The sequence below is a fragment of the Neobacillus sp. SRL179 genome, from assembly GCF_984799095.1.
The window spans coordinates 902,525-915,388 of record NZ_OZ481792.1 but is presented as its reverse complement, the minus strand read 5'-3'; the positions used below and the strand labels follow the sequence as shown (position 1 = coordinate 915,388).

Sequence of the window (12,864 nt, the reverse complement as noted above, 5' to 3'; positions counted from 1 at the left end):
ATGCGCAAACATTTTTTATATTTTTTTAAATAGCTGTGTTGAACTAGAAAAAAGCATTAGGATGCTCCTAATGCTTAACAGTTTTATTTTGTCAGTACGACAACTTCATAGGGGCGCAATATCTTTGAATTTCCTGGTTCATAGTTTGATAGAAGCAGCTTATAAGAAGCTATTTTATTTGCCAGCGTCTCATCATCAACCCTTAGCTCTTCCCCACTAAAATTACACAGAACCAGCAGCCGTTCATTTTCCCATTTTCTCTCATAGGCAAATAAGGCAGGATGTTCTTTGGCTAATAATTCGAAGTCACCCTCCACAATAATATCCATCTCTTTGCGCAGAGCAATTAATTTCTGGTAAAAATAGAAGATGGAGTGTGGATCCTCTAAAGCATTTTTCACATTAATCTCTCTATAGTTGGGGTTCTCCTTGATCCATGGTGTCCCTCTAGTAAAGCCGCCATGTTCACTATCATCCCATTGAACGGGCGTTCTGGCGTTATCTCTTCCCTTTGCATAAATAGAGGCCATGATATCTTCTTCAGAATATCCCATTGATTTGCGTTCGTGGTACATATTGATCGTTTCAATATCACGATAATCCTCCAGCGATTCAAATTTCACATTGGTCATACCAATTTCTTCGCCTTGATATACATACGGCGTCCCTTGCATGAAATGAAGACAGGCAGCTAACATTTTTGCAGATTCAACGCGATATTGCTCATCATTACCGAAACGAGAAACAATCCGAGGCTGGTCATGGTTATTCCAGTACAAACTGTTCCACCCTTTGTTATGTAAGGCAACTTGCCATTTTGTAAGATTCTCTTTTAAATCCACCAAGTTAAGCGGTTTCAAATTCCACTTTCCACCCGGAGCACTATCTAAATCCATGTGTTCAAAGGTAAAAATCATATTCACTTCATTTCGGTCCGCGTTCGTATAAAGAATGGCATCTCCTGGTGCCGTCCCAGGCATTTCTCCGACCGTCATAACAGGATAATGGGACAAAACTTCCTTGTTCATTTCTTGAAGAAATTCATGTATTTTGGGTCCATTCATATAAAACGGACTGCCGTCACCATACATTTGACCTTCTTCTTGTTGACCATCCGGTAATCCTGGTTGTTTGGAAATCATATTGATTACATCCATTCGAAAACCGTCAATTCCTTTATCCAGCCAGAATGTCATCATTTTATATATTTCTGCTCGAAGCTTGGGATTTTCCCAATTAAGGTCAGGCTGTTTTTTCGAAAACAGGTGTAAATAATATACATTGGTCGTTTCATCAAACTCCCACGCAGGGCCGCTGAAAAAAGATCCCCAATTATTAGGTTCCTTACCGTCTTTACCCTCACTCCAGATATAGTAATCACGATATGGGTTAGCTTTTGATTTTTTAGATTCGACAAACCATTTATGTTCATCTGAAGTGTGATTAACGACAAGATCCATGACTAGTTTCATGTCCCGTTTATGGACTTCCGCAAGCATTTGGTCAAAATCAGACATTTCACCGAATTCTTCCATAATCTTTTGATAATCACGAATATCGTAGCCATTATCGTCGTTTGGTGAATCATAAATTGGACTCAGCCAAAGCACATCAACTCCAAGCAATTTCAAATAGTCCAGTTTTTCAATAATCCCCTGGATATCGCCAATTCCATCGCCATCTGAATCCATGAAACTACGCGGATAAATTTGATAGACAACACTTTTTTTCCACCATTGGTCATTATTTTGCACGACACTAACCTCCCAACTATTAAACAAAAACACTATAGCACAAAATGGACCCTTCATCCTAAAAAAAAGAAGTCCCTTATAAAGACAGTCCCTCACCTTAACATTCTATAGCTAACAACCATTCTTGCTCAGCTAATGTATCTGTTATGCAGGGCTTGTCCTTTGGGACATCCTCTTATTTTAATTGTATAATCAATCAGGGCTATTCACCATAATTCCAGCAACTTGTGTAAGTCTCTCATAAAAAGCATGCCCTGCAGGATTTTCATCCAAACCTATTTCATGAAATGCCTCTTTCATACAAAGAAGCCAAGCTTGTGCTCTTTTAGGTGTTACTTCAAACGGAAGATGACGCGCTCTCATTGCCGGAGGTCCGAACTCTTGACTATAAAGGGCTGGTCCTCCCAAAAACTGTGGTAAAAACATCCGCTGTTTGCGTTTAATTTCCTCCATATCCCCTTGAAACAATGGCGCTAATTCAGGATCGTCATAAACGCGCGGGTAAAATGCCTCAACCAATTTATCAATCGTTTCCTGTCCGCCGATTTCACTATAAAGCGATTTAAAATCGTACCCCATTTTCTTCACCATCCACTTTTAATTTTCCCCTAATTTATGTAATTATAATGAATATCGATTGGGAGCAACGTGATTTATATCACACTTTTTCGTCTTAACAACAGTTTCCATCGTTCAAAGAATTACTTTGTTACTTATTGTGGTACTCTAATATCATAGTACTTTTTTTAAGTTGGTACGATTAAGAGGTGTAAAAAAATGAATAAAGCTTGGATCTACGTCGGTTTAACTTGTTTATTTGAATGGATTTGGGTATACGGCTTTTATACGGCTGATAGATGGTGGGAGTGGGCAATTGTTATTGGCGTAATCCTGTATGACTATCATATTCTCCCTAAAGCTTGTCAGACCCTTCCAACCGGAACGGTTTATGCTGTTTTTGCTGGGGTAGGTACGATTGGAACGGTATTAATGGATGTTTACCTGTTTGGCGGAAATTTGAGTCTTGGTAAGGTTCTTTTTATTGTATTGATCATGATTGGTGTTATTGGCTTAAACCTTGCTGACAATCATGAGGATAAAGAAGCTTTGAAAGGAGCTGCATAATATGGGGTGGTTGTTGGTCTTGTTAGCAGCTGCCAGTGAGGTCACCGGTGCTGTCGGTCTTAAATTATATAGCCAACAAAAAAATCTCCGAAACGGCATCCTTTATATTGGTGGGTTCGGTGCATCACTTGCATTTTTATATGGCTCTTTTCAATTCCTTCAGTTAAGTATTGCCTATGCCGTGTGGGTGGGAATTGGTACGGCAGGGGCAATCTTTATTAATATGTTTTTCTTGGGAGAGTCTAAAAATGTCTGGAGGATTATTAGTGTGATCCTGATTATTATTGGGGTAGTGGGGTTGAAGTCGTTATCTTAAGTTAGAATTAGAAGCAGGGAGGTTTACGGTTGCCCCGTGTTCTACGTTTGGTGTCTCATGAATTTTTACTCTGAAAATCTAGATAGTAGACTTCCACATTGGGGTTTGCCTGGATTTTTATCTTGAATCCCGATGTAGAACCCCTCTACGTTGGCGATTCCTCCGATTTTTATTCTACATCCCGATGTAGGACCGCTCTACATCGGCGATTGCTTCGATTTTTGTTCTAAATCCCGATGTAGAACCCCTCTACATCCGCTATTGCTTCGATTTTTATTCTATATCCCGATATAGAACCCCTCTACGTTGGCTATTGCTTCGATTTTTATTCTAAATCCCGATGTAGAACCGCTCTACGTTGGCTATTGCTTCCGTTTTGTTCTAAATCCCGATGTAGAACCCCTCTACATCCGCTATTGCTTCGATTTTTGTTCTAAAACCCGACGTAGAACCGCTCTACGTTGGCTATTGCTTCCGTTTTGTTCTAAATCCCGATGTAGAACCGCTCTACGTAAGGGTGAGCTTCGTTTTTATACTGAATCCCTTCGTAGAACTCCTATACATCGGTCTTTATCTGTGCATTTCCTCTCTCGGTGCCACTAGCTCAACCTTAATCCGATCTGGATCTTCAAAATAAACCGCATAGTGGGAATCTCCTCCTGCAAATGGATGTTTATCTTGATAAAGTACATTTATCCCTTTTTCATTCAACTTAGCAGTTATTTCATCAACCTGATTCTTGGATTTGGCTCGAAAAGCAAGATGATTCAGTCCCACCCTTGAACGATGATAAGGCACATCAAGAAAACGTTTGCTTGCTTGAACAAAAACGATATAAGTTTCTTCATATATCCAACTAATACCCGAGTTCCATTTTTGATACTCTTTGTATCCTAATTCTGATAGTAACCACTCCCAGAATTCGGTTGTCTTTTTTAAGTTAGATACGTAGATTTCAACATGGTGCAGCAATATTATCCACCCCTTTCATAAGAGGGATTGTTCATCTTATTTTCCTAACTCATCCAAAAAAAGCTGGTCTTCGATTATTTTTTTCTCTTGCTCTGTTATGAGCTTGTGTGATTGATAGGTCATTTACCTCTTCTAAATAGCCATTTAAATAAATTATCTACTATTTTATCACGTCTGGGTTATTTCATTTATGTTTTTGTCGCTAGAGAAATAATAAAACGCTGATAACGAAAAGTCACCAGCGTTTACTAGACAGCTTCGCTCCAACAAGATAACTTCTAAAAAATAGAGGTGCGTTGATATTATTTGAAAAATTTTTGAATTATGGTTTTGGGCCTTTTTCGTGTTTTTTCAACTATACTTTGTACCCCATACATGAGAACTGATTTAGCCATAAATAAAATCACCATTTGGTAATGCTTTAATCGAACAAGGGACGCTATCCCCCTCTTTTGTAACAAGAAAACACCAGGATAAGAGAACAAAATGTCTAAGATTAAATTCAATAGCAGATAACGAGAAATCTTTCCAAATGTAAATTTTAATATCCACAATGAGCCAATAAAGAAGGGCCCAATAAGAAAAGGAAGCTCGCCCATTGGGGTTAGTTTCTCATAAAACTTCCACCAAACTCGTTTCCTAGCAACAATACTTTCAATTAAGACCCAAACACAGATAATCAATGCACCAGGGTAAAAACGTCGAATTGCCTTTTTCCCTAACATAGGCAGCGATAACCATGGTAGTAACATCATGGCAAGTAATAACAATTTATTTCTACTCATCACATGCAGTCCTTTTTTGTTTTAGAATGTGCAATATCGAAAAATTTATTTACAAGTTTGGAAAAATATCCTATGTACAGATGAGTACTTATGATTTAATAGAATTGATATGAAAAGGGTAGGTGTTGACCATTATGATACAAAACGTTGGACAAATTGGGGTTCCTGTTAAGGATATTCAACGAGCAATTACATTCTATAAAGATTTACTAGAACTGCCACTGCTGTTTAGTACTGACTCAATGGCTTTCTTTGAGTGCAATGACATCCGCCTTCTGCTCAGCCTGCCAGAGCGAGAACAGTTTGAACATCCTAGTTCGGTAATCTATTTTCAAGTTGGAGATATAAAGGAGACATACCACGTACTACGTGAAAAGGGCGTTGTTTTTGTCGATGAACCTCACATCGTTGCTAAAATGGGGAATACTGAAACATGGATGACGTTCTTTAATGATACAGAAAACAATACCCATGCTTTAATGAGTGAAGTACTTATATAGTTGGTAAAGGATGCTGCTACACTAGGCATCCTTTATTATTTCAAAAAAGTGTCATTGACTGGTGCCTGCTTTTATATTAATATATTAGTTTGCAAGTGTTTTAAATCAACGTGGTTCGAGAACCTCCCACGTAAAAAAACTAAGGAGAAATGAATATGGGAAAAATAAATAATACATTCGCACAACCATTAAGTGCTAATGAAACACCTGCGGTTAATCCCCATAATAAAGTAGCGGGGATTGTCGTCAACGGAATTATTGCAGCATTATACATTGCTGTCTCGGCCTTAATTCAGCCATTTGGATTTACTCAAGTCCAATTCCGCGTATCCGAAATGTTTAATCATTTGATCGTATTTAACAAAAAGTACATTTATGGAATCATATTAGGTGTATTTTTAACAAATTTATTCTTTTCACCCATGAAGGCATATGATCTCATTTTCGGTGTCGGCCAATCAGTTATTGCCTTGCTTATTACTATAGCTTGCGCACGTTTTATCAAAGGCATTTGGACTAGAATGATCGTGAATACCCTCGTTTTCACCTTTACGATGTTCTTAATTGCCCTTGAACTGCATTTAGCATTTGACCTTCCGTTCATGTTTACATGGCTAACAACAGCTGTTGGTGAGTTCGTTGTCATGGCTGTCGGCATGCCGATTATGTACGTGATTAATAAACGTGTTCATTTTGAAAAAAGGGTGTAAAAATAAGAAGAGTTGCTGCCTGATGTGCAGCAACTCTTTATTTTTAATTAAATCCTCACTGCATGCGGTTGTCATCTAATCGGTAAAAAAGGACCTTTTTTTGGTCATGCCAAAATTCAAGGGATTGATGATTTTTTTTATCTACATAGCCTACGATCTCCAGTCCCTGCTCCGTTCGTGTATAATACTTTTCTCCATAAACCTTTTTAACCTTAGAGATTGCATCCCCTACTTTTATTCCCTTCGTGGTCGGTATAGTCCGTGTTTCTACAATAAATCGTAAAATGCCGCCATTGGACTTAGTGGCGATTTCCAGTCCCTCTTGCAGGTTGTAATAGGTATATTGTTTATGATCTCTGCTTTTATAGGTTGGTTTACCATAGATACTTTCAAATTTATCCATCTTGATAGAGTCAAACAAGCTGAGGCCATTAATGTTTTCCGAATGGAGATCTGTATTCTTTGTGTACATGTGATGAAAGGAACGCGGGAAACTGGGCTTTAATAATAAAAATACCGTTAACGCAACTATGGTTAAAAAAACAGCACTAAAAAGTATCTTTTTTGACACGTAACTCTCCCCTTCACTTTACCTAGATAATCTATGTATAAATACATCATAGTATATAGATTATCTAGGTACAATATTTTTTTGTTAAAATAATCCTTTTTTAACAGATTTTCACGTTACGTAATGTTTTTTATATCGAGGCTGGGATGTAACGCTGGTGGCATTTACCGTCTTTGTTCCTTTTTCTTCTCCTCGGGCAATGGAACCCGATTTCATTTCCCCTCTTCCCTCTTTTTCCTTCTCTTCGGGCAATGTAACTCGGTTTCGTTTGAAGACAAACTAGTCACATAAAAAGACCTTAATTTATTCGATTAGTGTGAATATTGTGGTAGTATTGTCTATGGATGGTTATATTTGTCGGGAAGTTCTTTATCTAGAATATAATCTTCTTGTATGTATTTTCTTGAAGAAAAGAATAAAGTGGCAGTTTCTATTAATAGTTTTAATGTGAAGGATAAATAATGCACATTATTGAAGGGAGTAAATGAGAATGATTGAACGTCCTATAGCTAGCGAGTATCCGGAGTATTATCAGCCCTATGTAAATTTGGTTCCTGATGGTGACCTGTTATCCATTCTGAAGGGCCATCTTGCCCAAACAGTGGCAGCTTTAGAAGGAATTTCAGAGGAGGATGGACGTTTTCGATATGCCTCTGGAAAGTGGAGTATCAAAGAGGTATTGGGGCACATGACGGATACAGAAAGAATTATGAGTTACCGCCTGCTCCGCATCGGTCGTGGTGACCAGACTCCATTGGCAGGATTTGAAGAGAACGAGTATATTGAAGGGTCCGAGTTTGATCAACTACCGATTAAAACCATTCTTGAGGATTTTACTGCTACACGTAATGCGACCATAAGTCTCATTAAGAATATGCCATTTTCGGCCTGGGAAAGAAAAGGCTATGCCAATAATCAAGAACAAACCACCCGCGCCATCGCCTGGATTATCACTGGGCATGCAATGCATCATCTAAAAATTATAAACGAAAGATATCTCCCATCAATAAAGTAAACAATGTCTCGGTCGTGTTAATGGTGTCAGGCACTAATAAGTACTCTGCTTTAGTGTAAAGGGTGTCAGGCACCAATTTTTGTGTTGCGAACATTTGTTCTTTGTTTTATAATTTGAATAAGCGGTAATAATGAGAGGTGGATTGTTTAATCCGACTATTGTCTATGAACTGTCTTTCTGTCTAATACTATCGTGATCTTTAGAAAGTAACTGAAACTACTACAGATTAAAGGAGCTGTTTTTTTATGACATTACGATTGATTCCCTATTTGGTGATGAATGGCAATGCGAAAGAAGCTATTGCGTTTTATCAAAGGGCATTGGATGCCCAAGTACTTTTTAGCCAGTCTTTCGGAGAAATGCCGGAGAACCCAGAATTCCCCCTACCCGCGGAAGCAAAGGACCGCATCAGTCACGCAACGATAAAAGTTGGCGAAACAGACCTAATGTTTTCTGATACATTCCCTGGGCAGCCCCATCAAAGCGGAAATCAAGTAACCATCTGTATTACGACTGATGATGCGGAGCAAGCTCGTGCATTTTTTGAAGCCCTATCAGATGGCGGTCAAGTTGGAATGCCGCTCCAAGAAACCTTTTTTAGCCCAGCCTACGGGAGCGTGACAGATAAGTTCGGTGTTAACTTTCAAATTTTCACTGAAGGCAGACAATGATCATTCATTAACTCAGACTCCGTGGAATTTTACATATGTGAAGACGCAAAAGAACGGCCCTGTTGCACCAGTGTGTGCTACAGGACCGTTTTTTTTTTATCATTTAGCTTTTTCCACTATAAATCAAGCTCTTCTTCTACCCCACAATGATTTGATATGCTGCGGTGAGAGATGCTAGGTGGTTATTAGCCCAGTCTTGTTCGTGCGGCAGCGGCTGGCTGATATTTTCTCATTGGTCCCTTTTCGAGTACTTCTTGAAGATATAGATTCCCTTTGGGACTAGTTTTCTTCAGTAACTCCATTAGATATGTAATATCGTCAAGTGCCCTGTGTGTTTGGTAATTTGTGATATCATGTGCTTGCAGGAGCGTCAGAAGTTTTCCATTTGGAAAACCATAGTTCTTCCATGGGATGTTTCTCATTGTACAGTACCACTTTAAATCATTGACTTCCGGATACATATGGTAAAGAAAGCTCCGATCAAAGGAGGCATTATGCGCAAAGACAGAATCAGCGCGATGAAAATAGGTTTTTATCTTACTATCATTAAAGCTTTTCCCTCTTACTAGCTCATATGGGATGCCATGAACCCTATAGGCAGTATCATAATTATTTCGCGCAGTGTTCGACATGGGCTCACGTAATACCGAATCTTCCTCTAGTATCTCAATAATTTCCCCTGAATCCGTACGATAGGAAAATAGCTTTAACGCTAGCTCAATGACTTCATCCTTAGTTGGGCCTAAACCAGTTGTTTCAACATCCAATATCAAACCATATTGTTCAGATCTTTGCAAAATGATCATTCCTTAATTGTAAAGTTAATCCTATTATATCAAAGCTTACATGACTATCCTATCGCCAAAATGTCCCTCTTCTAAGAGAATCTCAAACTATTTACACAATGTCAGAATTTTATTGTAAAAGGGGCGCTCCAATGCCCCTCCTATCTTTAGCCACTGATCCCAGCAAGGAAGGCCATAATAATAATGGTCAGGCTCTCATCCAAATCAAGTGCTATCTTAAAGCCGCCTCTTTGTTCCAAGGAAGAAAAGCCATGTAGGATACTGCGCAAGCCCCTGACCGCGTGCAACGCCCGATTCCCCTCTAACTGGTAAACATTTAATACCCGAACAGAAAGTTCAACAATTTTTGCCCCTGCTCGCTGAACCTCCTCATCTTCCGGGTCTGGTGCGAGCAATGTTGCCTCATATATCCCTGGATGATTCCGAGCAAATTCAACATATGCCCGACTTATCACCAGGATTGCTTCGGTGCCTGACACCCCAATCGCTGCATTGGTCATAACCTCATACAATCGATCAATTCCGTAGATGGCCAATTTCTTTCTTAATCCTGGCAGCCCGTCAAAATGGTTATATAATGAGGGGGGCCGAATTCCTAATTTTTTTGCTAGATTGGTAAGTGTAACTTCCTGCATTCCTTGCTGATCTGCAATATCCCCTGCTGCTTCCAATATCGTTGTTATATCTAGGGCAAACTTTGGTCTTGGTGACATTATTATATCTCCTCTATCCTATTTTCCGTTCGAAACTTTTAATAGCCCGTTCCATTTTCCCTAAAGGGTTCTCGATCATTTCTCCGTGGCCAACTGCCAAAAGTTTTAGCTCATAATTCATTAATTTTTTAGCACTAGCCAGTGCCGTTTTTTTACTCCACGTTCCAAAGGCAGGAAAGGGAAACCATGGTTTCATATCACCTGCAACAGCCATCCCGCCTCTTGTCTGAAAAGCATCTCCAGCAATCAACGCCTTTGTTCGCAAATCCAAAAAAGACATCGATCCAGGTGTGTGCCCCGGTGTTTCAATAGCCGTTAACGACCCAACCAGATCGCCTTCCTTCAATAAAATAGTAGCACGGGTTTTTAATTTTTTCGGAACGCCGCCTTTAATGGGGGTTTGTTCCTCATGGGAATCGAGTGAACGGTCATCCATCATTAATCGATGATCTCGATTCGAAATATAAACCGGTACCTCTCGCAGCGCATCTTTTAACGAATCAAGTGCACCCACATGATCCTCATGTGCATGCGTTAACACAATCTTTGTAATCGGTTTTCCAATGGACTCCGCCGCCTTTAAAATTCCGTTTGCACAAAAGCCTAGAGCAGCATCAACTAATGTTAGCCCATCGTCCTCCTCCACCAAATAACAATTAACCGGAAATACATTAGCCATAAATGTTACCTGGTGAATATAACCATTTTTTATGATCCTCATTTTTCTATCTCCCTTTAACTAATCTTATTAGTTTTATTTTAACTAATGTCATTAGTTTAATCAACAATATTTTATAAATTTTTCCAATTTTTTATAATAAGCGTCCCACCCTAATGGATGGATTCGATCATCATTCAAAAATCCATGTCTCGTCAGATCTTCTTGAATAGGAGACGGTTTTAACAAAGCCTTCAAAATAATTTTTTTATGATACACTTAGAGAGTAATGGAATTTTCAGGCTCTTCCTGTATAATGTTTCCGCATGGGACATTATGGTTTTAACGCACTTAAGGAGGTACAAATGGAGAACAATGCTATTATTCAATTTATTAATGTAACGAAACAATATGATAACGATCCGCCCATTCTCAAAGATGTAAGTTTTGAGATTGAAAAGGGCAAATTTTATACACTGCTTGGCCCCTCAGGGTGTGGGAAGACTACGATTTTACGTTTAATTGCTGGTTTTACTGAAGCCTCTGAAGGCAGCATTATTTTTAATGGAAAGAAGATTAATCAGGTTCCTGCGAATAAACGCCAAGTCAACACGGTATTTCAGGATTATGCCCTGTTTCCTCATTTAAACGTATTTGAGAATGTGGCTTTCGGGTTACGCATTAAAAAAATGAAAAACGGTGAGATTGAGCGGAAGGTGAAGGAAGCTCTCAGCTTTGTTAATTTAACAGGCTATGAAACCCGTGAAATCCGGGAAATGTCTGGCGGACAGCGTCAACGTGTGGCCATTGCCCGTGCCATTGTCAATGAACCCGAAGTGATCTTGCTTGATGAACCCTTATCAGCACTGGATTTAAAACTTCGAACCGAGATGCAATATGAATTGCGTGAGCTCCAGCGGCGTTTAGGAATCACTTTTATTTTTGTCACCCACGACCAAGAAGAGGCGCTGGCTATGTCAGATGAAATCTTCGTCATCAATAAAGGAAAAATCCAACAAAGCGGCACACCCATTGATATTTATGATGAACCAATCAATCGCTTTGTAGCTGACTTTATTGGTGAATCTAATATTGTAAACGGCAGAATGATTGAGGATTATCTTGTCGAGTTTGTCGGAAAAAGATTTGAATGTGTGGACCAAGGATTGAACTCAAATGAGGCAGTTGAAATTGTCATTCGGCCCGAGGATTTGGAAATTACAGGTTTGGACCGTGGGAAACTGCAAGTTCGTGTTGATTCTCAGTTATTCCGTGGTGTCCATTACGAGATTTCCGGTTATGATCAAGACGGCAACGAATGGCTCGTCCATTCCACCAAAAAGGCAACCGTAGGCGAGAAAATTGGACTTTACTTTGACCCAGAAGCGATTCATGTCATGCGGCATGGGGAAACGGAAGAAGAATTTGACCGCCGCTTAGAAGCTTATACGGATGTGGAATCAGATGGAAAATAAACTCAGTCGAAATCTTTATAAGCTTCCATACTACCTTTGGATTGCGCTATTCGTTATTGCACCAATTGTTCTTGTACTCTATTATTCTTTTTTTGATATTGAAGGAAATGTCTCACTTGTTAATTACCAAAAGTTTTTTACCCCTGTTTACCTGAAGATGACCTTCAGTTCCTTTTGGTATGCATTTTTAATTACAGCGATCTCTTTGTTGATCGCCTATCCTACAGCCTATTTATTAACAAAAACAAAGCATAAGCAATTATGGCTGTTATTAATCATTGTTCCATCCTGGATCAATTTATTGTTAAAGGCCTATGCTTTTCTTGGCATTTTCGGAACATATGGGCTGGCAAATGGCTTTTTAAAAATGATTGGGATTGGCCAGCAGCAAATCTTATTTACGGATTTTAGTTTTATTTTTGTATCGGTTTATATCTTTATACCATTTATGATATTACCCATTTTCAATTCCTTAAATGAGTTAAACCCTACGCTATTAGATGCCGCCAATGACCTTGGGGCTTCTAAGTGGACGACGTTTCGGCGGGTTATTTTCCCCTTAACAATCGATGGGGTAAAATCTGGCTGCCAAGTGGTGTTTATTCCCGCGTTATCCTTGTTCATGCTGACCCGTTTGATTGCCGGCAACCGGGTTATTACACTGGGAACCTCAATTGAGCAGCATTTCCTAGTGACACAGGACTGGGGCATGGGTTCAACAATTGCGGTCTTTTTAATTATCATCATGATTTTCATTATGGTAGTCACAAATACTCGAAAGCGAGGTGCGTAA

16 protein-coding genes and 1 riboswitch are annotated in these 12,864 nt (G+C 39.2%); of the genes, 8 read left to right on the top strand and 8 right to left on the bottom strand.

Annotation, left to right across the window (positions count from 1 at the left end):
* Positions 1-83: 83 nt before the first annotated feature.
* Together AC4E8C_RS04500 and AC4E8C_RS04495 are read right to left on the bottom strand one after the other, a co-directional pair.
* The gene (locus AC4E8C_RS04500) at positions 84-1,691 is read right to left on the bottom strand and encodes a glycoside hydrolase family 13 protein (RefSeq protein ID WP_490212469.1); all 1,608 of its coding nucleotides are present in this window, start codon (positions 1,689-1,691) and stop codon (positions 84-86) included.
* Between the two features lie 255 nt (positions 1,692-1,946).
* Positions 1,947-2,345 (bottom strand): globin domain-containing protein, encoded by a 399-nt coding sequence (locus tag AC4E8C_RS04495; protein ID WP_490210603.1) that lies wholly within the window; start codon positions 2,343-2,345, stop codon positions 1,947-1,949.
* Positions 2,346-2,531: 186 nt separating this feature from the next.
* On the opposite strand from AC4E8C_RS04495, the gene AC4E8C_RS04490 reads away from it, so the two are divergent.
* Complete coding sequence (locus tag AC4E8C_RS04490) at positions 2,532-2,879, top strand: DMT family transporter (RefSeq protein ID WP_490210601.1); 348 nt, start codon at positions 2,532-2,534, stop codon at positions 2,877-2,879.
* Position 2,880: 1 nt separating this feature from the next.
* Positions 2,881-3,195, top strand: a complete 315-nt coding sequence (locus AC4E8C_RS04485; protein ID WP_490210600.1) for a DMT family transporter — start codon at positions 2,881-2,883, stop codon at positions 3,193-3,195.
* A 570-nt stretch (positions 3,196-3,765) separates the two neighbouring features.
* On the opposite strand, the gene AC4E8C_RS04480 is transcribed toward AC4E8C_RS04485, so the two are convergent.
* Positions 3,766-4,167: a VOC family protein gene (locus AC4E8C_RS04480; protein WP_490210599.1), complete on the bottom strand. Its 402-nt coding sequence runs from the start codon at positions 4,165-4,167 to the stop codon at positions 3,766-3,768.
* Positions 4,168-4,469: 302 nt separating this feature from the next.
* Positions 4,470-4,952, bottom strand: a complete 483-nt coding sequence (locus AC4E8C_RS04475) for a hypothetical protein (protein ID WP_490210597.1) — start codon at positions 4,950-4,952, stop codon at positions 4,470-4,472.
* 134 nt (positions 4,953-5,086) lie between these two features.
* Between AC4E8C_RS04475 and AC4E8C_RS04470 the strand changes: the two genes are divergently transcribed.
* Both AC4E8C_RS04470 and AC4E8C_RS04465 read left to right on the top strand, forming a co-directional pair.
* Positions 5,087-5,452, top strand: a complete 366-nt coding sequence (locus tag AC4E8C_RS04470; protein ID WP_490210595.1) for a VOC family protein — start codon at positions 5,087-5,089, stop codon at positions 5,450-5,452.
* Between the two features lie 104 nt (positions 5,453-5,556).
* Positions 5,557-5,601: riboswitch (PreQ1 riboswitch) on the top strand.
* A 6-nt stretch (positions 5,602-5,607) separates the two neighbouring features.
* Positions 5,608-6,162, top strand: a complete 555-nt coding sequence (locus AC4E8C_RS04465) for a QueT transporter family protein (protein WP_490210593.1) — start codon at positions 5,608-5,610, stop codon at positions 6,160-6,162.
* Between the two features lie 55 nt (positions 6,163-6,217).
* Here the strand turns inward: AC4E8C_RS04465 and AC4E8C_RS04460 are convergent, their stop codons facing one another.
* Positions 6,218-6,733 carry a hypothetical protein gene (locus tag AC4E8C_RS04460; RefSeq protein ID WP_490210591.1) on the bottom strand — a complete coding sequence of 172 codons (516 nt, stop codon included), beginning with the start codon at positions 6,731-6,733 and terminating at the stop codon, positions 6,218-6,220.
* A 490-nt stretch (positions 6,734-7,223) separates the two neighbouring features.
* Between AC4E8C_RS04460 and AC4E8C_RS04455 the strand changes: the two genes are divergently transcribed.
* Both AC4E8C_RS04455 and AC4E8C_RS04450 read left to right on the top strand, forming a co-directional pair.
* Positions 7,224-7,748, top strand: a complete 525-nt coding sequence (locus AC4E8C_RS04455; protein ID WP_490210589.1) for a DinB family protein — start codon at positions 7,224-7,226, stop codon at positions 7,746-7,748.
* Positions 7,749-7,993: 245 nt separating this feature from the next.
* The gene (locus AC4E8C_RS04450) at positions 7,994-8,419 is read left to right on the top strand and encodes a VOC family protein (RefSeq protein WP_490210588.1); all 426 of its coding nucleotides are present in this window, start codon (positions 7,994-7,996) and stop codon (positions 8,417-8,419) included.
* Between the two features lie 185 nt (positions 8,420-8,604).
* Here AC4E8C_RS04450 and AC4E8C_RS04445 read toward each other — a convergent pair whose 3' ends face one another.
* The 3 genes from AC4E8C_RS04445 to AC4E8C_RS04435 all read right to left on the bottom strand — a co-directional run bounded on the left by AC4E8C_RS04445 (position 8,605) and on the right by AC4E8C_RS04435 (position 10,659).
* Positions 8,605-9,216 (bottom strand): exonuclease domain-containing protein, encoded by a 612-nt coding sequence (locus AC4E8C_RS04445; RefSeq protein ID WP_490210587.1) that lies wholly within the window; start codon positions 9,214-9,216, stop codon positions 8,605-8,607.
* Between the two features lie 155 nt (positions 9,217-9,371).
* Entirely contained in the window at positions 9,372-9,938 is a 567-nt protein-coding gene (locus AC4E8C_RS04440) for a TetR/AcrR family transcriptional regulator (RefSeq protein WP_490210586.1), read from the bottom strand.
* Positions 9,939-9,951: 13 nt separating this feature from the next.
* Positions 9,952-10,659 (bottom strand): MBL fold metallo-hydrolase, encoded by a 708-nt coding sequence (locus tag AC4E8C_RS04435; protein ID WP_490210584.1) that lies wholly within the window; start codon positions 10,657-10,659, stop codon positions 9,952-9,954.
* Between the two features lie 302 nt (positions 10,660-10,961).
* On the opposite strand from AC4E8C_RS04435, the gene AC4E8C_RS04430 reads away from it, so the two are divergent.
* Positions 10,962-12,071: an ABC transporter ATP-binding protein gene (locus AC4E8C_RS04430; protein ID WP_490210582.1), complete on the top strand. Its 1,110-nt coding sequence runs from the start codon at positions 10,962-10,964 to the stop codon at positions 12,069-12,071.
* Positions 12,061-12,864 (top strand): ABC transporter permease, encoded by an 804-nt coding sequence (locus AC4E8C_RS04425; protein ID WP_490210580.1) that lies wholly within the window; start codon positions 12,061-12,063, stop codon positions 12,862-12,864. The genes AC4E8C_RS04430 and AC4E8C_RS04425 overlap by 11 nt, the downstream gene beginning before the upstream one ends.